Below are 23270 nucleotides of genomic sequence, written 5' to 3' on the forward strand. Positions count from 1 at the left end.
GATACCGCTTCCATCCTTAACGCACACATTAGCCAATGAAAGTATTAGTCACAGGAGGTTTAGGTTTTATAGGTTCGCACACGGTTGTAGAACTTCAAAAAGAAGGATACCAAGTGGTGATTATAGATAACCTATCTAATTCCTCTTTAGAGGTTTTACAAGGTATTGTTTCCATTACAGGAATAACGCCAGTTTTTGAAAAGCTAGATTTAAAAGACAAAGCGAAAGTTCAAAAATTCTTTAAGCAACATCAAGATATTCATGGAGTCATCCATTTTGCGGCTAGTAAAGCAGTAGGTGAGAGTGTGCAAAATCCTTTAATGTATTATGAAAACAATATCAATACATTGGTTTATGTGTTACAAGAATTAGAGAAACTACCAACAGCTAATTTTATTTTTAGTTCCTCGTGTACAGTATATGGTCAAGCCAAAACCATGCCGATAACAGAAAATGCACCCATACAATTTGCAGAATCTCCTTACGGAAATACCAAACAAATTGGCGAAGAAATCATACAAGATACGTGTAAGGTAAATAGTAACATACAAGCTATATCCTTACGGTATTTTAATCCGATAGGAGCGCATGAAAGTACTAAAATTGGAGAATTACCAATTGGTGTGCCACAAAATTTAATCCCGTACATCATGCAAACAGGTGCAGGAATTCGCGAGCAACTCTCTGTTTATGGTGACGATTATCCAACAACAGATGGAACCTGCATAAGAGATTATATTCATGTGGTAGATGTTGCAAAAGCACATGTTATTGCTTTAAAAAGATTATTAGAAAATAAAAATACATCTAATAATGAAACGTTTAATCTAGGTACTGGAACTGGGAGTTCTGTTTTAGAGGTTATTCAAGCTTTTGAAAAAGTAGCAAATAATAAACTCAACTATAAAATAGTAAATAGACGTCCTGGTGATGTTATTTCTGCTTACGCAGATACCTCAAAAGCAAATGAGGTTTTAGGTTGGAAAGCACAATACAGTTTAGAAGATGCGGTACTATCTGCTTGGAAATGGCAAAATAGCCTAAATTCCCTTTAGTATATGATTAGGTATTTGGTGTCTCATTATCAAATGCGCAACATATTCTAAACGGACTTATGTAATTCCTATTAATATGTTGATTAACAATATTTTAATGTTCTTAATTGGGGATTGGTTTATATTCTTGTTTTCTTTGTAGCTAATGAAAATGAGAAAACAATGAAATGGATTACAGTAAAACGTCAGACAAGACAAGAAAACAGATTCGCACCCAACATGGGACGTGTTAATGCCAAAGTAACGTATATTAAAAAACAAGTACTTGGTATTCCTATTAAAACACTACACAAATACAGAGAAACCTATTATGGAAAAGTAAAAGACTGTGAAGATTGTGTACTAAGTAAATAATAAAAAAAAAAGCCTCGAAATTATTTCGAGGCTTTTTTTTATGCTTCTTTCTTTTTAAAATTGCCAAGAATAAGCAATCCTAATCCTACCATTACAGACATATCTGCAACGTTAAAAATTCCAGTTCTAAAAACACCGCCAAGGTTTATGTAAAACATATCGGTTACAGAACCATACATAAAACGGTCGTAAATATTAGCCATTCCGCCACCTAAAATACAGCAAAAACCTATTAATGAAAAGGTGTCTAAGTCTTTGTTTTTAAAAACTAGAAATAAAACATAGGCCATTACCGCAACAGGAACAATAAGTAAAAACAGGACGCGCATGGTCGGACTTAAATCACTTCCCATACCTAGAAAGGCTCCGGAATTCTCTACATTATGTAAGGTCAAGTAGTCTCCAATAATTTCTGACTTACTACCAGGAACAACATAGGCACGTGTCCAAATTTTAGAAACCTGATCAATAACAATATTGAAAATAATTACAAACGAGATAAATAAGGAACGTTTCATTATACTTCCGTTTCTATAGTTGCAGTAGCTGTTTGAGCTTCTCTATTTATTTTTTTAACCAAGCCTTGTAAAACTTTTCCTGGTCCAACTTCTGTAAATAAAGTGGCACCATCTGCAATCATTTGTTGTACAGATTGCGTCCAACGTACAGGAGCAGTAAGTTGTGAGATTAAGTTCTTTTTTATTTCTGCTTCATCTAAAACCGCACTTGCAGTAACATTTTGATAAATCGGACAATTAGGTTTGCTAAACAGAGTGTTTTCTATAGCAGCAGCTAACTCTTCTCTAGCTGGTTCCATCATTGGCGAGTGAAAAGCACCACCAACAGGAAGTACTAAAGCACGTCTTGCTCCAGCTTCTTTCATCGCTTCACAGGCACGATTAATTGCATCAATTTCACCAGAGATTACTAATTGCCCCGGACAGTTATAATTTGCAGCAACTACAATTCCTTCGGTTTGTGCACAAATATCTTCAACAATTTTATCTTCTAGACCTAAAACAGCAGCCATGGTACTTGGTTGTAGTTCACATGCTTTTTGCATTGCCAAAGCACGTTGAGAAACTAAACGTAAACCATCTTCAAAAGTTAAAGCACCATTTGCAACTAATGCAGAAAATTCACCTAAAGAATGACCCGCAACCATATCCGGTGTAAAACGATCTCCTAAAGTTTTTGCTAAAATTACAGAGTGTAAAAAGATAGCAGGTTGTGTTACTTTGGTTTCTTTTAAAGCTTCCGCAGTACCTTCAAACATAATGTCTGTAATGTTGAATCCTAAAATGGCATTAGCATCTTCAAATAAATGTTGTGCTTCAGGTGATTTTTCGTATAAGTCTAAACCCATTCCTGAGAATTGTGCGCCTTGACCTGGAAATATATATGCTTTCATTTGTTTTAAATTTTGAGTTGCAAAAATAGTAATAAAATATTTATAAAGAGAAAAGATCGCTTCGCCTAAAGAATCAAGAATATAGACTTGTTTCTTTTGATAATAAACAGCCAGTCGTCTTAATTATTCTTAAAAAAAAATCAAAAAAATAAATGTTTAAATGAGATTTCTCAACATTTTAAATGCTGTTAGCAATAAACCTCTATCCTATTTTTTATAACCCAACAATTGCAGATTCTGCACAACGTTCCCCATCCATGGCAGCACTAATAATTCCGCCAGCATAACCACCACCTTCACCACAAGGGAAAAGTCCGATAATTTCTGGATGTTCTAAATTTTCATTTCTTGGAATATTTACAGGAGAAGATGTTCTAGATTCTACACCAATTATATTGGCTTCTTCGGTGTGAAAACCTCTCATTTTAGAACCGAAAGCTTTAAAACCTTGACGTAATCTGCTTCCTATAAATTTAGGAAATAAAGAATGTAGTGGTGCCGATTGTAATCCTGGTTGGTATGAGGTAGGATTTAAGCTAGAGGATAAATTACCATCTACAAAATCGGTTAGTCGTTGTGCTGGTGCAGTCTGACTTCTTCCGCCAGCATTAAATGCTAGTTTTTCAAAATCCTTTTGATATTCTAATCCTTTTAAAACGCCAAATTTTTCATATTTAGCTAAATCTTTATCGACATTAATTTCAACAACAATACCAGAATTTGCGAATTCGTTATTTCGTTTAGAAGGGGACATCCCATTTACAACTACTTCACCATTTGCAGTAGCAGCAGGAACAATAAAACCACCAGGACACATGCAAAAAGAGTACACGCCTCGATCGTTAACTTGGTGCACTAAACTGTATGCAGCAGCAGGAAGTAGTTCGCTACGATTCCCATCACAATGGTATTGAATAGCATCTATAATATGTTGTGGGTGCTCTACACGAACTCCCATTGCAAAAGATTTTGCTTGTAGCGCAATCTTTTTTTTATGTAGTAAATAATAAATATCACGAGCAGAATGACCAGTAGCCAAAATAACCCGATTTGCCGTTAGCTCTGTACCATTTTGCAATTGTAATGCTTGAATCGCATTGTTTTTGATGACAAAATCGGTGACACGAGATTCAAAATGAATTTCGCCACCAAATTTTAAAATGGTTTCTCTAATATTAGAAACCACTTTTGGTAATTTATTGGTTCCAATATGTGGATGGGCATCTACCAAAATTTGATCTGTTGCTCCGTGAAATACAAGGTTTTCAAAAATACGACGCACATCACCACGCTTTAAACTACGTGTGTATAATTTACCGTCGCTATAGGTTCCTGCACCACCTTCACCAAAGCAATAATTAGAATCTTCGTTTACAAAATGATCTTGATTGATGGCTTTTAAATCCCGACGTCTGTCTTGCACATTTTTTCCGCGTTCTAAAACAATAGGCTTAAAACCTAGCTCGATACAACGCAGTGCAGCATACATTCCTGCAGGACCAAAACCAATAATATGAATCGGTTTTGCATTAGAAACATCTTTGTATTCAAAGGTGTAATCGGAAGTTTGCGGAACAGGCTCGTTTATAAAAACAGCAACTTTATAATTAAAGATGATTTTAGCTTTACGTGCATCAATGGATTTACGTAATACTTTAATTCCTGAAATATCGCCATAAGGAATGCCTAAGTTTTTGGAAGCTTTCTTTAATAGGATATTTGGTATTTCTTCTTCCTTTAAGGAAACACGAAGTTGGATGTCTTTAATCATATTGCGAATTTATGAAAAATTGCGATAGCGGATTAAAGATTTTATGAGTTTCGAATTATACTAACGCACCATTAGCTCCAATTACTTGTCCTGAAATCCATTTGGAATCGTCACTAGCTAAAAATAAAGCCACTTTTGCAATATCTATTGGTTTGGCAAGTCGGTTGAAAGCATTCATACTGCTTAGTTTATCTATAAATTCTTGGGATTTTCCATTTAAAAACAATTCGGTTTCTGTTGCTCCAGGAGCCAATGCATTTACAGAGATTCCTCTTCCAATTTCTTTTGAGAATACGCGTGTCATTTGTTCTACTGCAGCTTTTGTTGCGGAATATAGTGCGTAAGTAGGAAACATTAATTTTACAGTACTTGAGGATATATTGATAATGTTTCCGTTATCTGCTAATTTACTGCTAGCTTCTTGTAGTGTGTTAAAAACACCTTTTACGTTTACATTAAATTGTTTAGTGAAATCGGCTTCCGTATTATCTTTTAATTCTTTCGAAATCATAATACCAGCATTGTTTATTAATACATCTACTTTTCCAAAAGCAGCGATAGCTTGGTCAAATAAGGCAGTAACTTCGTCTTTTTTACTTACATCTGCTTTTACAACAATAGCAGTTCCGCCTTGTGTTTCAATCGTGTTTAAAGTGGCGTTGGCTTCCTCTTGACTATTGGAATGGTTTACAATTATTTTTGCTCCGTTTTTAGCCAAAAGCGTAGCTATTTCTCTACCAATTCCTTTAGAAGAACCAGTTACTATAATTACTTTATTTTCTAGTTTCATGTGTGTATGGTTTGAGTTTTACTTATTTTAAAGCAATTAGTTGATCGGCAATCTCGGTTAAATTGGATGCAACTATTTCTGGTTTTTCTGCTAAAGGATACATTTGTGCTCCTGGTCTGCTAACAAAAGCACCTCTCCAATTTGCCCAAAGCGCACCTGTAATATCCCAACCATGAGCTGCAACTAATAAACATTCGTTGGATGAAACTCCCATCTTTCTGGCAGCCCAATCGTAAGCATCAGTATGAGGTTTGAATTTCCCTATATCTTCGATACTTAAACGTGCATCAAAAAACTCGATTAATCCGGCATTTTCAAATTGGGTTTGCACGCCTTTGTTAGAAGAGTTAGTAAAAGATACTAGTTTATATCCAGCGTCTCTTAATTTTTGAAGCGCAGCTTTTACTTCTGGATGTGCAGGTAAAGATCTAATAGGACCTAAAATAGCTTCTCTTGCATCTGTTTCAGATATGGTGATTCCGTAGTTAGAAGCTACCATTTGTAATGCAGCTGCACCTATAATTCCGAAATCGTTATATTTTCTTCCTACTGTAGTAACTAACGAATATTGTAACATGGTTGTAAACCATAATGGTAATAAATCACTTCTGTTTCCTAGCGCTTTACCAACACTTTCTTTCATTGCGGTAAGATCTAGTAATGTTTCATTTACGTCAAAAAATAATACTTTTGGTCTAGTGTTCATATTTTCTGTTTTAGTGGGTTGTTCTAAGGAAGAGCTAAATGCTAAATGAGGCGCGGTCAAACCTATCATTGCTGTTTTCTTAATAAAATCTCTTCTGTTGTTTCTTTCTTTTGTCATGTGTTATTATTTATAAACATACCAAGTAGTATGTTTTAGCTTAAAAAAAAACTAAGCTTTAAGTTGTTTTAAGTATAGCGAAAGGCCTGCAATATATTCCTCTAGAATGTCATCATTATCATATAGTTTTCTAATACCTCGAATGCCTTCAAAAGCACTAATAAGATATACAGCAACTGCTTTACTAGAAATGTTTTTGTTTATTGTGTTTTCGCTTTTTCCTCTTTCTATTAAAAGGGTTAAAGCTGCCTTCCAATCTTCAATAATATTTCGCAATGCTATTTGATAGGCAATTTCAAGATCGCCAATCTCGTTAATAAAGTTATTCATTGGGCAACCATGTTGCTTATCGTATATAGGAAAAGATTTTAAGCGTTCTAAAAAAGTGGCTTCTAAAATTTCTAAGGTATTGCCTGATTTGTATAATGGAAGAATCATTCCTTCACAAACTCTTTTTTCCAGTTTTAAGCTAATTACAGCAAGGCCTAATTCCTTTTTGTTTTTGTAATGATGATAAAATGCACCTTTAGTGAGTTTAGTAGCCTTCATTATTTTATCTACACTCGTCGTTTTAAAACCATTTTCATAAAACAGTTTAAACGATTCGTTTAGAATGGTTTGTTTCGTGATTTCTGATTTTAAATCTTGTTGCATGCTACAAAGATATGTGAAAAAATACTAGTTGGTATGTTTTTATTTAACAATAATGGAGCTAATGTTGATAACATCGAGCTCCATTTTTTACTTTTCGTTTACAGAAACCTCCAGATTTTGTTCTTGCACCACAGGTGGAACTTGTAGTTTGATTTGTGGTATTATAGGAATTACTATTTTGACTTGTATGTTGATAGCAATAACCGTTAGCCAAACTTGTTTTATGTTTACACCTAGTGCCTTTTTTAGTTTTTCCTTTGCATTGCACTGTTTTAGATGTCCCAACCGCTTTATTGGTATTCGAGAAACTATTTGTGATATTTGTTTGAATAGGTGGTTTGCAAATTTTGCAAGGAGTTAAACCATATTTAGATATATCTATATCTGAAAGTTTCTTAGAAACATTTTCGACCATTCTGCAACTGCTTAAATGATACTTTTTACCAGATGGTGTTTTGTAAAGTGCTTGCGCGTTGATTTTGGTAAAAACCATAAATAGAATTAACACAATTATACTGTGTTTTAATTTACAGTTTGTAGTAATCATTATTTGCGTAAATAAGTCAAAAATGAAAAATCAAATTTATGATTTTCATCTTTTTGATGGTATTTATCGTTGGTTTTTTTCCAGATAGAAGTATCTATTTTTGGAAAAAAGGTATCTGCTTCAAACTCTTCATGCACACGAGTAATTTCAATCTTATCTGCTAAAGGCATGGCTTGTTTATAAATTTCGCCACCACCAATAATAAAAGGTTGTATATCGTTTTTAGCAATTGCAATCGCTTTTTCTAGAGAATTTACCACAATTACTCCTTCAGGAACTTGGTAGTTTTCTTGTCTCGAAATAACCACATGTGTTCTGTTTGGTAATGGTTTTGGGAAACTTTCAAATGTTTTTCTTCCCATGATGATATGATGACCAGAGGTTAATGCTTTAAAGCGTACTAAATCATCACGTAAATGCCAGATAAGTTTATTGTCTTTACCAATAGCATCGTTTTCTCCAGCAGCAACAATAATGGTTAAGGTTTGTTTTTTTGCAGAAACTTCTTCGTTGTACACTTCTGTTTTTGCAATATGAGGCGCCTCCTTTTTTAGATTCGTTTTTAACTTTTCAATTCTAGCTTGTTGCTTTGCGACTAGTTTTTCTAGTTGTTTTTGCTCCCAATCTTTTCCCATAAAGGTTTGAAACAAAAACACATTTAAAAAATGCCAGAATAATAGCACAAACCAAATAGCAATTATTACTACCGACCAAGGAAGTGTTGCTATGGTAAACTCATCTGCTAATTGTAATCCAACATTAAAAGTATATAGTATTAAACCAAAAATTGCAAATACGATAGCATGAGAATAAAAACGTTTTTTCTGTTTTATTCTACGTTGTGCATTTTGTATAAGTTGTAATTGCTCTTGGTCTATTTGTGGTTTATTTTTCTTTTTACCGAACATATTTAATAGGTTTCTTATGTAAAGTTACTGAATTCCTTTTTGTCTTTCACTAAAACGATATAGTTTGGTTTTCAGTGTTTTATGTTGTTTTTGTAATTATTGTATTCTTTATTTATGAATCTGTTTTATAGTGAATCAATACTTTTACTATGGGATTTATAATAATAAAATAATAATTCAAAATTAGGTATTTATTTTTTTGATACCTCTAACTTTCTTATTTAATTTGAACTAGCTTAAATCAATAATATTATGGCAATTAAGAAACAATTTTTAAAAAGTAAGCCAGTTTGTAAAGTAACATTTACAGTTCCTGCTAAAGAAGCAAAAGAAGTTTTAGTAGTAGGGAATTGGAACAATTGGGATGCAAAAGCAGAACCTTTACAAAAATTAAAAAACGGAACATTTAAAGGAACAGTTAACTTAGAAAGTGGCAATTCTTACGAATTTAAATATGTTGTTGACGGGCAATGGCAAAACGAGGAACAAGCAGATGCTTTTGTTTGGAATGAGTTTGCAGCTTCAGACAATAGTGTGATAAATTTGTAATACGCGACTAGTAAAACAAAAAAAGGTGTATTCTTTAATTAGAATACACCTTTTTTTGTTTTATGTCTTTTATGAAAAAGGGAAGTTATTAAAAATAAATAGTCATTAAAATTCGAAATGGAACTTCTACAGGCTTGCCATTTAAATAACCAGGCTTTTTCATTTTTGGAAGCCGTTTTACAAGCTTAATCGCTTCGGCAGCAATTTCTTTTTTATGTGCTTTAGCGGTAATGTTTTTAGTCTTTCCTTTTTCATCAATGGTAAATTCTACTAAAAACTGTGTCGACTTGTCTAGCGGAAAGAGCTTGTCTGCTAATTCATAATTAAAACTAAGTTTAATAAAGTCTATTATTTTTTCCTTAGTACAAATTTTTGTGCCTTGATAATCTAACTTTTCACTACAACTTCTGTATATAGGATAGCTGTCTATTTTATTGATTTTTTCTGTTTGAGAAAAAGGGGATAAACCTAAAAAGAAGGCTATAAGAAAGAAAGTGTTATTCATGAATAATTTTAAGATTTATTTTTGTTTTTAAGTCGTTTACGCTCTTTTTTTGAGTTTTCTATTTCAAAACTTATAGGAAAACCATAAGGGATAAGAATGGGTTTTCCATCCAGATATCCCGGACTTTCTAAATCGGGAATTTCTTCAATTACTCGTTTAGCTTCATTGGATAAAATAGCATAAGATGATCTCGTTTTTACACCAAAAATCTTTCCTTCTTTATCTACTATGAATTGGACTAAAATTTTTACTTTTCCTTCTAAACCTATAGTTCGAGCTAATTTTTTATTAAAATTTTCACTAACATGTTTGGCAATTTTTATGCTCATACATTTTTTTAACTCTATGTTACCATCTTTTTTGTTACAACCTTTGTATACAGGTGATTGAAATGAACCAGAGTTTCTAAATTGAAAATCCTCATAGTTAACATCTTTTAGCTGTGTTAATATTCGGGTTTCTTTATTTAATAGAAAGTAAAAAATTTCATATTTACTAATGTTTAAATCGTGAGCGTTAAAATCGACTACTACTTTTACACTTGGGAAATCATTAATTAATGGGGATAATTTATCTTGTATTATTTTATTACTTGATGAAATTTGTGAGCGATTAATTAAAACCTTTCCTTCTTGATTAAAATTTATTCTTGATGAAATATATAAAGTGTCTGTTTTTGTTTCTTTTGAAGCAGCTTCTAACGTTTCTAAATCCAGATTTTGCAGTAAGTAGTTGTATAAGTTTTCTTTAAAACAGTTTTTGTCAGTTTCATTGGTGTTACAATTCTTAAAATCAATTTCTTCCTCTTGAGATAATAGTAATAAACCACTAAAACAGACAATAACTAGGAATATGTTTTTTATTAATAGTTTTAAGATTTGTTTTTCTTTTTTAATTTTCGTAATTCCTTTTTAGATAAAGGTTTAGGTGCTTCTACTGTAAAGCTTATAGGGAATCCATAAGGTACAATAACTGGTTTTCCTTTTTGAATTCCTGGTTTATCCATTTTAGGAATTAGTCGAACTACACGAATGGCTTCTTTTTCTAATACTGGATGTGGAGCTCTTGCTCTAACACCTACGATATTACCTTCTTTATCTACTTTAAATTGCACACTAATTCTATGCTTTCCGGCAGGAAGGTTTAGTGATTTTACTAGTTTTGTGTTAAAGTTTTTACCAACAAAAGTCGCTATTTGAGAACCCATACATTGTTTAAGTGCTTGATTTCCCATGTTTTCATCACAACCAGAGTAAACGGGTACTTTTTCAATTATAGAAAAAGAAACTTCGGCAGTATCTTCTGTGACTTTATTTATCGTTTTAAGATGGTCTTGAGAAAAAGAGGGTACAGTAAATAGAAAGCATACAAAAAGGTATAAATATTTCATTTGGTTTTTTAAAAATTAAACAGCAACTGCTCCTTTAATATGTGGATGCGGATTGTAATCTTCTAGTGTGAAATCATCAAAAGTAAAGTCGAAAATATCTTTTACATCTGGATTGATTTTCATTTTAGGAAGTGCTCTCGTTTCGCGAGATAATTGTAATTCTAATTGCTCGATATGGTTGCTATAAATATGTGCATCCCCAAAAGTGTGGATAAAATCTCCTGCTTGGTAACCACAAACTTGAGCCATCATCATGGTAAACAATGCATAAGATGCAATGTTAAACGGTACACCTAAAAAGATATCTGCACTACGTTGGTATAGTTGGCAAGATAATTTGCCGTCAGCTACATAAAACTGAAAGAAAGCGTGACAAGGAGGAAGCGCTGCTTTACCATTAGCAACATTCTGGCTAAAAGATTTTGAAGTATCTGGTAAAACCGAAGGATTCCAGGCAGAAACTAACATTCTTCTACTATTCGGATTGGTTTTTAAAGCGTGAATTACTTCTTTTATTTGATCAATTTCATCATCATTCCAGTTTCGCCATTGGTGTCCATAAACAGGGCCTAAGTCGCCATTTTCGTCTGCCCAACTATTCCATATTTTTACGCCGTTTTCGGTAAGGTAATTAATGTTTGTATCTCCTTTTAAAAACCAAAGCAATTCGTAAATAATAGATTTTAAGTGTAATTTTTTAGTGGTTACCATTGGGAAACCTTCACTTAAATCAAAACGCATTTGGTGACCAAAAACACTTTTTGTTCCTGTTCCTGTTCTATCTCCTTTTTGGTTTCCGTTGTCTAAAACGTGTTGTACTAGGTCTAAATATTGTTTCATGTTTACTTTTTCCGCGAAAGCGGAAATCTCTTTTTAATTATACGGAAGATGCTGAAAATAAATACAGCACGACACTAAAAGCTAAAATAAAAAAAAGCACCAAGATTTGATGCTTGATGCTTTACTATATTATTATAAAGTTATTAACGATTTTCGCGAACAGAAATTAATAATTTATCTGTGACGATTCGCTATTAACCAATTATCATACCAGCAATAGTTGCCGACATTAGTGATGCAATAGTACCACCAATTAAGGCTTTTATACCAAATTCGGATAATGTTTTACGTTGTCCTGGTGCAAGAGAACCAATACCTCCAATTTGAATACCAATAGAAGCAAAGTTTGCAAAACCACATAGCATATAGGTTGCCATGATTATGGACTTGTTATAAGTTAAGTGTGTTGCATTTGCAGCATTTTTTAAATCTGCTAGTTGTATGTACCCTACAAATTCACTTGCGGCAAGTTTGATTCCTAAAAGTTGTCCCATTAAGGCCATGTCTTCTGTAGCAACACCAATTAACCACATTAAAGGGGCAAAGAGGTAACCAAGAATAAACTCTAGCGAAAGACTTTGATATGGTGTGTTATTGGCAATGATATCATTTAAAGAAGTGAAATGCCAATTGATATTTAAAGCTTCTATTGTAAATCCGTCAAAACCAGCCATTCCTCCTAGAATTCCATTTATCATTGCAATAAATGCAACAAATACTAAAAGCATAGCACCAACATTTACAGCAAGTTTTAAACCTTCAGTTGTCCCATTTGCAATAGCATCTAAAAAGTTAGAACCTATTTTTTCTGAAGAAACGTGTACATCGGTGTTTATTTCTTCGGTTTGTGGATAAAGAATTTTTGATATTACTATGGCTCCAGGAGCAGCCATTACAGATGCAGCTAATAAATGTTTCGCATAAAATAATTGTAGTAATTCATCATCACCTCCTAAAAAGCCAATATAAGCAGCAAGAACAGCTCCTGCTACTGTTGCCATTCCACCAATCATAACCAGAAGCATTTCTGATTTGTTCATTTTTTCTAGATATGCCTTGATTAATAAAGGAGCTTCTGTTTGTCCCAGAAAAATATTTCCAGCTACACTTAAGCTTTCTGCTCCAGAGATACCAAGAACTTTAGTAAGTAATAAACCCATTCCTTTTACTACTTTTTGAATGATACCTAAGTAGAAAAGCACAGAAGTAAGTGCGGAAAAGAATATGATTGTTGGTAATACTTGAAATGCGAAAATAAACCCGAAAGAAGTAATGTCTAGCATGCCTCCAAATAGAAATTCGCTACCAGCTTGTGTAAAGCCAAGAATGGAAATGAATCCTTTTCCCACGACTTCAAAGACTGATTTTATAAAGTCTACTTTTAGTACGCCTACTGCAATTATTAGTTGAAATACTAAACCAATTCCAACAGTTTTCCAGTTGATACCTTTTCTGTTTTTACTGAATAAAAATGCTAAAACTAATAGGGAAACCATACCTAAGATTCCTCTCCATAAACTTTGTAGAGAAAACCCTTGACTGTCTATAATGGTGTTGTTTGAATCTGTAGTATTTATAACCCCAGCAACTTCTTTTTCTTTGAATGCTGTAAAATGAAATTCTGTATTTTTTTCTGAAAAAACTAAAGTAGAATCTGTGTGTTCTTTAATTTTGTACCGTCTTATGGTATCGTTTGGTTGGTTGTAGTAAAAAACCAATAAGTTGTTTTGATGTATGTAATCACCGGAAGCATTTGTAGTATTAAATTCACCTTGATGTAGTTCTAAGGTTTCAAAACTATTGTTCTGGTTATTTGCTATCCATTTTTTTTCTAGGTCTTGTGCAACAGTTGTAGAAAATCCAAAAAAAACAGCTACAATAGCTAATACAAAATTTTTCATGTGCTTATTTTTATTTTTTTTATTCGTCACATGCTGTTCGCTATTAATGATTTTCTTGGATGAAAAACTTTTTAGCATGCTCGTTTCATTTGGTGGTGTTTGGTTATCGTTTAGAGATCTCATCTCTTATATGCGCTGCTTTTTCATAATCTTCATTAGCAACTGCTTCCTCTAACATATTGTGTAATTCTTCAATAGTTTTACTAGCAAAGGTGTTGTTTGGTGATTCTGTTTCTAATTCTTCCGTAACTAAAGCATCTAAAAGAATATCGTCTCCTAGGTTTTCGTCTTCTTTTTCCGGATTTACTTTTAAATAAATCCCTGCTTTGTCCAAAATATTTTTATAGGTAAAAATTGGTGCTTGAAAACGTAAAGCTAAGGCAATAGCATCACTGGTTCTAGCGTCAATAATTTCTTCAATTTTATCGCGTTCGCAAATTAAACTAGAATAGAAAACCCCATCTACTAGTTTATGAATGATTACTTGTTTTACAACAATATCAAATCGATCTGCAAAATTTTTGAATAAATCGTGGGTGAGTGGTCTTGGCGGACGAATTTCTTTTTCTAAAGCAATAGCAATAGATTGAGCCTCGAAAGCACCAATAACTATTGGGAGTTTTCTATCTCCATCCACTTCATTTAAAATCAAGGCATAAGCGCCATTTTGAGTTTGGCTATACGAAATACCTTTTATGTTTAACTTGACTAAGCTCATAATTTAAAACGCAAAAGACTGTTTAAATTAGGACAAAACAAAATTTAAACAGTCCTTTTTAACAATACAATTTATAAAAAAATATTTATTGTTGCGCCTTAAAGGCTTTTAATTTTTCGATTAAAGCAGGAACAACTTCAAAAGCATCGCCTACAACACCATAATCTGCAGCTTTAAAAAAAGGAGCTTCAGGGTCTGTGTTTATTACTACTTTTACCTTACTAGCATTAATTCCTGCTAAGTGCTGTATTGCACCAGAAATACCAATTGCTATGTATAAGTTTGCTGCAACAGGCTTTCCTGTTTGCCCTACGTGTTCGCTATGTGGTCGCCATCCTAAGTCACTTACGGGTTTAGAACAAGCAGTAGCTGCACCAAGTACATCTGCTAATTCTTCTATCATTCCCCAGTTTTCAGGACCTTTTAATCCACGACCAGCAGAAACTACTATTTCGGCATCTGCAATACTAACTTTATCACTTGCTTTGTCTACAGATTGTACATGTACTCCAAATTCTGGAATAGCAGGAGCAAAGTCTTCCGCGGAAGCGCTTCCTGAATTTTCTACTAATCCGAAAGAATTATTAGATACTGCCACTAATTTTACATCGGTATTAATAGTGGTTATATTAAATGCTTTATTGGTGAAAGCGGTACGTTTTACTGTAAAAGGAGAAGTACTTGATGGTGCTTCAATAACATTAGTAGCATATCCTGCGTGTAAGCCAACGGCTAATAAGGGTGCTAAATATTTACTGTCTGCACTAGAGCTTACAATAACAACTTTAGCATCTTCTTTTTCAGCTGCTTGTTTAATAACATCTGCATACGCTTTTGCATTAAAAGCGTCTAGCTGTTCATTAGTAACATTTAATACTTTGTCCACACCATAGTTTCCTAAAATACTTGCATCACTAGCATTAATGGTTACTGCTGTTACTGTTGTACCTAATTGGTTAGCAACTGCTTTTGCGTAAGAAGCTACTTCTAAAGCTACTTTTTTAAATTTTCCTTGTTCTGATTCTGTATATACTAAAACTGACATAATATATTCTTTATTTTTTATTTCCACCTAAGCAGAAATATCATTAATGATTTCGTAAACTTTTAAAGATCCCAAATCCAGTTTGGAAACATTTAGTTTACAACTAAATTACCTTTGCTTCGTTATGAAGTAAGTTTACCAATTCGTCTAAATTATCTGGAGAAACAAGTGTTACAGCACCTTTAGGAGCTGGTTTTTCAAATTTAATAGAAGAAGTTTCTGCTTCTGTAGCAATAGGTTCTACAACTTGTAAAGGTTTTTTACGAGCCATCATGATTCCTCTCATGTTTGGAATACGTAAATCGCTTTCTTCTACTAATCCTTTCTGACCTCCTATTACTAAAGGTAAGGATGTAGTAACTGTTTCTTTACCACCATCAATTTCTCTGATCGCAGTTGCATTTGTTCCTTCTACTTCTAGGCTAATACAGTTATTTACAAAATTTGCATTGGTAAGACCTGCTATCATTCCTGGAACCATTCCTCCATTATAATCAATAGATTCACGACCAGCAATTACTAAGTCATAACCTCCATCTTCTATTACTTTCGATAATTGTTTTGCAACGGCAAAACCATCTATAGCTTCTGTGTTTACTCTAATTGCTTCATCTGCTCCAATAGCTAAAGCTTTACGTAAAGTAGGTTCTGTTTCTGGACCTCCAACATTAACAACAGTTACACTAGCACCTTGTTTTTCTTTAAACCACATGGCACGAGTTAAACCAAACTCATCATTTGGGTTAATTACAAATTGAACACCATTGGTGTCAAATTTTGTGTCTCCTTCTGTAAAATTAATTTTTGATGTCGTGTCAGGAACGTGACTGATACACACTAAAATTTTCATAATTATATAATTTAATTAAAATTTTATTTTTTGTAAAGGCTAGAACTATAACGATATCGTAAAACATTTTAGTTGTTAAAATTCTAAGCTTTATTTTCTAGGCTACGAAGTTAATTATAATATTTTGATTATTTACTATGCATGCATAGTAAATTTTAAACAAATCTTTCTAAGATAGTTTTTCTTTTATTGCTATTTTTGTTCCCATTAATATTTATAATAGATGAAGACTATACAATTTAGAGAAGCAGTTTGTGAAGCCATGAGTGAAGAAATGCGCAGAGATGAAAGCATTTACTTAATGGGAGAAGAAGTAGCAGAATACAACGGAGCATATAAAGCAAGTAAAGGTATGTTAGACGAGTTTGGTGCAAAACGTGTTATAGACACACCAATTGCAGAACTTGGATTTTCTGGTATTGCTGTTGGTTCTACCATGACAGGAAATAGACCAATTGTAGAGTTTATGACTTTTAACTTCGCTTTAGTTGGTATTGACCAAATTATAAATAATGCAGCTAAGATTAGACAAATGTCTGGCGGACAATTTAAATGTCCTATTGTTTTTCGTGGTCCAACTGGATCTGCAGGACAATTAGGAGCAACACACTCGCAAGCTTTTGAAAGCTGGTTTGCAAACACTCCAGGTTTAAAAGTAATTGTACCTTCTAATCCTTATGATGCAAAAGGTTTATTAAAAGCGGCTATACGTGATGACGATCCAGTAATTTTTATGGAAAGTGAACAAATGTATGGGGATAAAGGAGAAGTGCCAGAAGGAGAATATGTAATTCCTATTGGAGTTGCAGAAGTGAAAAGAGAAGGAACAGATGTAACTATAGTATCTTTTGGTAAAATTATTAAAGATGCTTACAAAGCAGCAGACCAATTAGCTGAAGAAGGTATTTCTTGTGAAGTTATTGATTTACGTACCGTAAGACCTTTAGATATCAATACTATTTTAACGTCGGTTAAAAAAACAAATAGATTGGTTATTTTAGAAGAAGCTTGGCCATTTGGAAATGTTTCTACAGAAATTACATACCAAGTGCAAGCGCAAGCTTTCGATTATTTAGATGCACCAATTGTAAAAATAAATACTGCAGATACACCTGCACCTTACTCACCAGTTTTATTAGCAGAATGGTTGCCAAATAGTGACGATGTTGTTAAAGCGGTGAAAAAAGTAATGTATAAATAAAAACTAATTTCTTTCGTTATATAAACTTCATTGGCAACATTGTTGATGAAGTTTTTTTGTATAATGAAATCAGATGGACTAAATGAAGTTTAAATTAATTCTCTTATTGTTTTTTTTCGGAATCGTTTCCGTTGTAGCACAAACCAAAGTTAGCGGTAAAGTATACGATGAATTTAATGAGCCAGTAGCCTTTGCTAATGTTATCTTTAAAGGTTCTTCCGAAGGTACAATAACAGATGAAAATGGAACTTTTTATTTAGAATCTGATGCCAATTGGGATACTGTTTTTGTTTCCTTTATTGGTTTTGCTACTTTAAATGTTCCTCTGGAAAAACGAGTTAATTACGATCTTAAATTTATTCTAAAAGAAGAAGAAGGATCGTTAGATGAAGTAGTAATTGTTACCGGAAAGCAATCCAAAAAAGAATCTGAAAATCCTGCAATTGCTATTCTTAAAAAAGTTTGGGAACACAAACGTCAAAATGGCTTAAAACAATTCAAACAATACGAATACGATAAATACGAAAAAGTTGAATTCGATCTAAATACCATTGATAGTTCCCTTATTAAAAGTAAGCTGTTTAAAGGTATGGAGTTTGTATTTGACAAGGTAGATACTTCTCGTGTTACAGGAAAAACATACTTACCTATATTTATTAATGAAGCGGTTTCTAAAATTTATGGAGACAACCTTATTAATAAAGAAAAACAAGATTTATTAGGTAATAAAAACTCTGGTTTTAGTGATAATCAAGTCATAATTGATTTTGTAAATGATCTGTATTCCGAGTTTGATATTTATGATAACTACCTAAAGTTTTTCGATAAGAGTTTTGTTAGTCCGATTTCTAGAACGGGAATAAATACTTACAATTACGTTTTATCAGATAGTACTTATCGCGATAATAAATGGTGTTACAATATTATATATTATCCTAGACGTAAAAACGAACTTACATTTAAAGGTGATTTTTGGGTTGCAGATACTACTTATGCCATTAAGGAAATTAACATGCAAGCTTCTAAAAGTGCCAATATAAACTGGGTAAAAGAGATTTATATAGAGCAGGAATTTGAAGTCCTTAATGACTCTTTATTGTTATTAAAAAGAGATTATTTTATGTCTGATTTTTCTTTTAATAAAAAGGAAGAAGCTCGTGGTGTTTACGGTAAGCGTACTACTTTGTATGATAATTATGCTTTTGATATTCCAAAAGATGAAAAATTCTACAGTCAGGAAGTGTATAATTACGATAAGGATATTTATAATAGAGAAGACGACTTTTGGGAAGATAACCGAATGGAAGCTTTAAGTAAAGACGAAAAAGGGGTTTACAAAATGCTAGACACTTTAAAAACCGTTAAAAAGTTTAAGCGTCTTTATAATGTAGGAAGTATTCTTGCATCCGGATATATAGAAATGCCAAGTTTGAATTTAGATTATGGTCCAATTTTTTCCACATTTGGTTTTAATGATGTAGAAGGATTGCGTTTAAGAGCTGGAGGAAGAACCTATTTTGGACAAAATGATCTTTGGCGTATTGAAGGTTTTGGTGCTTATGGTTTTAAAGACGATAAGTTTAAATACGGAATCTCAGGAAAAGTACTTCTAGACAAAAAAAATAGGTTCATTATATCTGGAGGAAACCGAAGAGATGTAGAGCAAATAGGAGCAAGTTTAACTACATCTACAGATGTTTTAGGACGTAGTTTAGCGTCGTCATCTGTTATAGGAACCGGAACAAATGATAAATTGACATCTATTAATCTTACCAGTCTTGCCGTTGAAATGGAACCGGTTAGAAATGTGGTTTTTAGACTAAGCGGAAACTACAGAACTTTAGAGTCGGCATCTAAAACGTTTAGTTTAGATTATTATACAGACCAAACACATACAACCACAGAATCGGAAATCAAGCAATTTGAAAGTGCTTTATCTGTTTCGTATTTTCCAAAAAGAAAAATGACAGGTTATGGTGTAGAACGTAGAGAAGCAAACGATGGTTTTGCAAGAATTTTTGCGCAAGTAACCAATGGTAATCAAAACATGTTTAAAAGTGATTTTGATTATACTAAAGTACAATTATCCTACTTGCAACCTTGGTCGGTTGGTGGTTTAGGAAGGTTATATACTACACTAGAGGTAGGAAAAACATTTGGAGAAGTTCCGTTAGGACTATTAAGTGTCGTTCCTGGAAATCAGAGTTATTTCTCTATATATAACACCTTTTCTAACCTAGATTATTACGAGTTTGTAACAGATACGTATGCATCTATGCATATACAACATAATTTTAATGGTCGTTTCTTTTCGCGAATTCCTTTTCTACGTAAGTTAAACTGGAGAGAAATAGTTGGGTTTAGAGCTGTTGTTGGTGAAATATCCAAAGAGAACAGAGCACTTAACGCATCTGGTTTAGTCTATAAAGCACCAACGAATAAAGCGTACTACGAATACAGTTTTGGTATAGATAATATCTTTAAAGTCTTTAGAATCGATTTTAATTTTAGAGGAAATTATTTGGACGAAACCAATTATCCAGATGCCAGAAAATTTGGTATTACAGGTAGTTTCGGGTTTAATTTTTAGGAAGCTTATACCAATTCTGCATCATAAAAGTGAGTAGCATCTTTTACCAGAATGCTTAATGTTTCTTTTTCTTTAGTAATTCGAGCAGCATCCCAGTTTAAGTATTGTGTGCAGTCTTTCGTAATTAACGTTTCATATTTTGCAACGCTAGAAATATTAAAATACAGTCTACCGGTTCGTCGTATAAAGAAATCAGCAAGGCTATTAATCATTTCATAATGTATACCATACCATAACTCGGCTCTAATGAGTTTAGATTCCGGATTTTCATCGGTAAAGGATTGCATTTTTTCTAGTATATCATTCGCTTGTTTACCATAATGGGAAGTTAAATACCAAGCAAAATAATCGTTTTCTATTCCGACTTCTTGAAGCTTTAATTGCAATTCTTTTTGATATTTTTTTACTTCTTTAGACGAAGTCATAGCATCTGTGGTAAGCGTAATTTTTTCGGTATATGAATCTTTTAATTTAGATTCTTGCTTGTCAGTCATCGTTTTTAAAACCGCATCCATAACCCGTTGTGCCATTTTTCTGTAGCCTGTTAATTTTCCACCAGCAATAGAAATTAGGCCACTTTTAGAAACAAATATTTCATCTTTTCTAGATAATTCGGAAGGATCTTTTTCTTCTTCATGTATTAATGGTCGTAACCCAGCCCAATTCGATTCAATATCTTCTTCCTTTAAATGGATATCCGGAAATGCATCATTTACAGCATCTAGCAAATAATGAATATCTGCTTTTGTAGTAACTACGCGATCTAAGTTTCCAAAATAATCGGTATCTGTAGTGCCAACATAGGTTGCTCGTCCTCTCGGGATTGCGAATATCATACGTCCGTCTGCGACATCAAAATAAACCGATTGTTGTAATGGGAATTTTTCAATAGGAAAAACAATATGTACCCCTTTTGTTAGATGTAAATGTTTATTGTTTTTGGAAGCATCTTTTTCTCTTAACTTATCTACCCACGGACCAGTAGCGGAAACGAAATTCCGAGATCTAATGGTAAAGGTTTCTCCCGAATTATGATCGATACATTGAATACTCTTTATTTCCTTTTTGGTATTGTAAACAAAAGTATCCATCTCACAATAATTAAGAATGGTTGCTCCAAATTCGGAAGCCTTTTTTAGTAACTCAATGGTAAGTCGCGCATCATCTGTTCTGTATTCCGAATAATAACCACTACCAAGAATCGTCTCGGCATCAAGCAATGGTTCTTTTTTTAAAGTTTCGGCTTTATCTAGCATTCTCCTACGATCATCCCCTTCCACATCGGCTAAAAAATCATATACTTTTAATCCGATAGACGTCATCATTTTACCATAAGTACCATCTTCAACAAGCGGTAAAAGCATCTTTTCTGGAATCACTAAATGTGGCGCTAGCTTATGTACAATAGCACGTTCTCGACCAGATTCTCTCACTAGACCAATTTCCAATTGCTTTAAATAACGCAAACCGCCATGAATTAGTTTTGTGGATTTATTACTCGTTCCAGAGGCAAAATCATTTTTTTCAATCAAACAAGTTTTCAGTCCTCGTGATGCAGCATCTAAAGCAATTCCTGCTCCTGTAACACCACCGCCAATAATAACAAGGTCAAATTTTTGGGTGCTTACGGTTTTAAGATCTTCGGCTCTATGTAGAATAGAAAATGGTTTTGCTTTCATATATGTTTGCTAGGTTCCTTTAAAACCAAATTTATATTTAATACCAATGGAAAATTCGTTGTCATTGGTTGTCCTGCAAGGTTTTGAAAACCTTGTAGGTATTGTTTGTTTAGGTATAATACCTACAAGGTACAAAAGGAGACCTTGCAGGAAATAAATTAATTGTTTGTGTTTTTATAATGCAATATTTACTCCTCGTCATTAAAGGTTTTGGTTCTTTTAATAGCCGACAACCAGCCTGCGTATTTTTGTGTTCTCGTTTTGTTATCCATTTTTGGAGTGAAAACTTGATCTATTTCTCGAATGGATTCCATGTCTTTTCTTGTCCATATTCCAGCTTTTAATCCTGCTAACATGGCAGCTCCAAGAGCGGTAATTTCAAGCATTTTTGGTCTTTCAACAATAACATCAAGCATGTCTGATTGAAATTGCATCAGGTAATTATTTGCACTTGCACCACCATCGACTTTTAAGGAAGTTAGTGTTTTTCCGCTATCTTCTTCCATTGCTTTTATAACATCTTTGGTTTGATAGGCTAAGGCTTCAATGGTTGCTTTAATGATTTCGTTTTTTCCAATATCTAGCGTAATTCCGTAGATAGCGCCTTTGGCATTCGCATCCCAATAAGGTGCTCCTAATCCGGCAAAAGCGGGAACCACATATACATCTTTTAATGGCGGAATACTTTTACAAATAGCCTCGGTTTCTTTTGCCTCTTTAATGAATAACAACTTATCGCGTAACCATTGTATAGATGCACCACCAATAAAAATACTGCCTTCTAATGCGTAGTTGACAGGTTCGTTGGGTAAGCTGCAAGTTAGTGTGGTGATGAGTCCGTTTTTAGAAGCTACATAATCTTTTCCGTTATTAAGCAATAGGAAGCAACCCGTACCATAAGTGTTTTTTGCAATTCCTGCTTCCGAACCTCCTTGTCCGAACAAAGCTGCCTGTTGGTCGCCAGCAACACCATAAATAGGAATAGATATTCCGTTATGTGTTACAGCACCAAAATTAGAGGATGAGGTTTTTACTTCTGGTAACATCGATTTTGGAATATCTAAAGCAGCCAACAACGTAGCATCCCACTTTAAATCTTTAATATTATACAGCATGGTTCGGGATGCATTGGTATGATCGGTAATGTGCTGCTTTCCGTTGGTAAATTTATAAATCAACCAACTATCTATAGTTCCAAAAAGTAGTTGTCCCGCTCCGGCTTTTATACGCGCTTCAGGTACGTTATCTAAAATCCATTTTAATTTGGTTCCCGAAAAGTAAGCGTCAATAACTAATCCTGTATGCTCTCGAACATAAGTTCCTAAGCCATCTTTTTTTAAAGTCTTACAAATGTCTTTGGTTCTGTTGTCTAGCCAAACAATGGCATTGTAGATAGGTTCTCCCGTTTCTTTATCCCAAACCACAGTAGTTTCTCTTTGGTTGGTAATTCCTATAGCTGCAATTTCTTCTGGAAGAATTCCGGTGTCTTTTAAAACGGTTTCAAAAGTTTCTTTTTGGTCGTTGTATATTTCGATAGGGTCGTGTTCTACCCAGCCAGATTCTGGATAATGTTGTGTGAGTTCTTTTTGCGAAATACCTACAATAGTACCTTTTTCATCAAAAATAATGGTCCTGGTACTGGTTGTACCTTGATCAAAAGCGATTACGTATTTTTTTTGCATGAACAAC

General features: G+C 33.5%; 23 protein-coding genes. 5 read left to right on the forward strand and 18 right to left on the reverse strand.

Annotation, left to right across the window (positions count from 1 at the left end):
- The first annotated feature begins 35 nt into the window (after positions 1 to 35).
- The gene (gene galE, locus FG167_RS07890) at positions 36 to 1055 is read left to right on the forward strand and encodes a UDP-glucose 4-epimerase GalE (RefSeq protein WP_203460862.1); all 1020 of its coding nucleotides are present in this window, start codon (positions 36 to 38) and stop codon (positions 1053 to 1055) included.
- 162 nt (positions 1056 to 1217) lie between these two features.
- Positions 1218 to 1409 carry a hypothetical protein gene (locus tag FG167_RS07895; protein WP_203460863.1) on the forward strand — a complete coding sequence of 64 codons (192 nt, stop codon included), beginning with the start codon at positions 1218 to 1220 and terminating at the stop codon, positions 1407 to 1409.
- A 38-nt stretch (positions 1410 to 1447) separates the two neighbouring features.
- Here the strand turns inward: FG167_RS07895 and lspA are convergent, their stop codons facing one another.
- The 8 genes from lspA to FG167_RS07935 all read right to left on the reverse strand — a co-directional run bounded on the left by lspA (position 1448) and on the right by FG167_RS07935 (position 8313).
- Positions 1448 to 1927: a signal peptidase II gene (gene lspA / locus FG167_RS07900; protein ID WP_203460864.1), complete on the reverse strand. Its 480-nt coding sequence runs from the start codon at positions 1925 to 1927 to the stop codon at positions 1448 to 1450.
- Positions 1927 to 2820, reverse strand: a complete 894-nt coding sequence (gene fabD, locus FG167_RS07905) for an ACP S-malonyltransferase (protein WP_203460865.1) — start codon at positions 2818 to 2820, stop codon at positions 1927 to 1929. The genes lspA and fabD overlap by 1 nt, the downstream gene beginning before the upstream one ends.
- 214 nt (positions 2821 to 3034) lie before the next feature.
- The gene (locus FG167_RS07910) at positions 3035 to 4591 is read right to left on the reverse strand and encodes an NAD(P)/FAD-dependent oxidoreductase (protein ID WP_203460866.1); all 1557 of its coding nucleotides are present in this window, start codon (positions 4589 to 4591) and stop codon (positions 3035 to 3037) included.
- A 55-nt stretch (positions 4592 to 4646) separates the two neighbouring features.
- Positions 4647 to 5381 (reverse strand): SDR family oxidoreductase, encoded by a 735-nt coding sequence (locus FG167_RS07915; RefSeq protein ID WP_203460867.1) that lies wholly within the window; start codon positions 5379 to 5381, stop codon positions 4647 to 4649.
- A 22-nt stretch (positions 5382 to 5403) separates the two neighbouring features.
- Complete coding sequence (locus FG167_RS07920; RefSeq protein ID WP_203460868.1) at positions 5404 to 6204, reverse strand: haloacid dehalogenase type II; 801 nt, start codon at positions 6202 to 6204, stop codon at positions 5404 to 5406.
- A 51-nt stretch (positions 6205 to 6255) separates the two neighbouring features.
- Entirely contained in the window at positions 6256 to 6858 is a 603-nt protein-coding gene (locus FG167_RS07925) for a TetR/AcrR family transcriptional regulator (protein WP_203460869.1), read from the reverse strand.
- 58 nt (positions 6859 to 6916) lie between these two features.
- A complete protein-coding gene (locus FG167_RS07930) occupies positions 6917 to 7405 on the reverse strand; it encodes a DUF5763 domain-containing protein (RefSeq protein ID WP_203460870.1) in 489 nt (162 codons plus the stop codon).
- Entirely contained in the window at positions 7405 to 8313 is a 909-nt protein-coding gene (locus tag FG167_RS07935; protein WP_203460871.1) for a dihydrofolate reductase, read from the reverse strand. The genes FG167_RS07930 and FG167_RS07935 overlap by 1 nt, the downstream gene beginning before the upstream one ends.
- A 252-nt stretch (positions 8314 to 8565) precedes the next feature.
- On the opposite strand from FG167_RS07935, the gene FG167_RS07940 reads away from it, so the two are divergent.
- Positions 8566 to 8862, forward strand: coding sequence for an isoamylase early set domain-containing protein (locus FG167_RS07940; RefSeq protein WP_203460872.1), 297 nt, complete (start codon positions 8566 to 8568; stop codon positions 8860 to 8862).
- An 88-nt stretch (positions 8863 to 8950) separates the two neighbouring features.
- Here the strand turns inward: FG167_RS07940 and FG167_RS07945 are convergent, their stop codons facing one another.
- The 8 genes from FG167_RS07945 to FG167_RS07980 all read right to left on the reverse strand — a co-directional run bounded on the left by FG167_RS07945 (position 8951) and on the right by FG167_RS07980 (position 16111).
- The gene (locus tag FG167_RS07945; RefSeq protein WP_203460873.1) at positions 8951 to 9367 is read right to left on the reverse strand and encodes a hypothetical protein; all 417 of its coding nucleotides are present in this window, start codon (positions 9365 to 9367) and stop codon (positions 8951 to 8953) included.
- 8 nt (positions 9368 to 9375) lie between these two features.
- Positions 9376 to 9696, reverse strand: a complete 321-nt coding sequence (locus FG167_RS07950; RefSeq protein ID WP_203460874.1) for an energy transducer TonB — start codon at positions 9694 to 9696, stop codon at positions 9376 to 9378.
- 542 nt (positions 9697 to 10238) lie between these two features.
- Positions 10239 to 10757, reverse strand: a complete 519-nt coding sequence (locus FG167_RS07955; RefSeq protein WP_203460875.1) for an energy transducer TonB — start codon at positions 10755 to 10757, stop codon at positions 10239 to 10241.
- Positions 10758 to 10772: 15 nt separating this feature from the next.
- Positions 10773 to 11597 (reverse strand): thymidylate synthase, encoded by an 825-nt coding sequence (locus FG167_RS07960; protein ID WP_203460876.1) that lies wholly within the window; start codon positions 11595 to 11597, stop codon positions 10773 to 10775.
- Between the two features lie 194 nt (positions 11598 to 11791).
- Positions 11792 to 13498 (reverse strand): NupC/NupG family nucleoside CNT transporter, encoded by a 1707-nt coding sequence (locus FG167_RS07965; RefSeq protein ID WP_203460877.1) that lies wholly within the window; start codon positions 13496 to 13498, stop codon positions 11792 to 11794.
- Positions 13499 to 13601: 103 nt separating this feature from the next.
- A complete protein-coding gene (locus tag FG167_RS07970) occupies positions 13602 to 14216 on the reverse strand; it encodes a bifunctional nuclease family protein (protein WP_203460878.1) in 615 nt (204 codons plus the stop codon).
- An 85-nt stretch (positions 14217 to 14301) separates the two neighbouring features.
- Positions 14302 to 15261, reverse strand: a complete 960-nt coding sequence (locus tag FG167_RS07975) for an electron transfer flavoprotein subunit alpha/FixB family protein (RefSeq protein WP_203460879.1) — start codon at positions 15259 to 15261, stop codon at positions 14302 to 14304.
- 103 nt (positions 15262 to 15364) lie between these two features.
- Complete coding sequence (locus FG167_RS07980) at positions 15365 to 16111, reverse strand: electron transfer flavoprotein subunit beta/FixA family protein (protein ID WP_203460880.1); 747 nt, start codon at positions 16109 to 16111, stop codon at positions 15365 to 15367.
- A 223-nt stretch (positions 16112 to 16334) separates the two neighbouring features.
- Between FG167_RS07980 and FG167_RS07985 the strand changes: the two genes are divergently transcribed.
- Positions 16335 to 17312, forward strand: a complete 978-nt coding sequence (locus tag FG167_RS07985; RefSeq protein WP_203460881.1) for a pyruvate dehydrogenase complex E1 component subunit beta — start codon at positions 16335 to 16337, stop codon at positions 17310 to 17312.
- A gap of 82 nt (positions 17313 to 17394) precedes the next feature.
- Positions 17395 to 19902 carry a DUF5686 family protein gene (locus FG167_RS07990; RefSeq protein ID WP_203460882.1) on the forward strand — a complete coding sequence of 836 codons (2508 nt, stop codon included), beginning with the start codon at positions 17395 to 17397 and terminating at the stop codon, positions 19900 to 19902.
- Positions 19903 to 19907: 5 nt separating this feature from the next.
- On the opposite strand, the gene FG167_RS07995 is transcribed toward FG167_RS07990, so the two are convergent.
- Together FG167_RS07995 and glpK are read right to left on the reverse strand one after the other, a co-directional pair.
- A complete protein-coding gene (locus FG167_RS07995) occupies positions 19908 to 21581 on the reverse strand; it encodes a glycerol-3-phosphate dehydrogenase/oxidase (RefSeq protein WP_203460883.1) in 1674 nt (557 codons plus the stop codon).
- A gap of 188 nt (positions 21582 to 21769) precedes the next feature.
- Positions 21770 to 23263, reverse strand: coding sequence for a glycerol kinase GlpK (glpK, locus tag FG167_RS08000; protein ID WP_203460884.1), 1494 nt, complete (start codon positions 23261 to 23263; stop codon positions 21770 to 21772).
- Between the last annotated feature and the right edge of the window lie 7 nt (positions 23264 to 23270).

Source organism: Lacinutrix sp. WUR7, from assembly GCF_016864015.1.
Classification (GTDB): domain Bacteria; phylum Bacteroidota; class Bacteroidia; order Flavobacteriales; family Flavobacteriaceae; genus Oceanihabitans.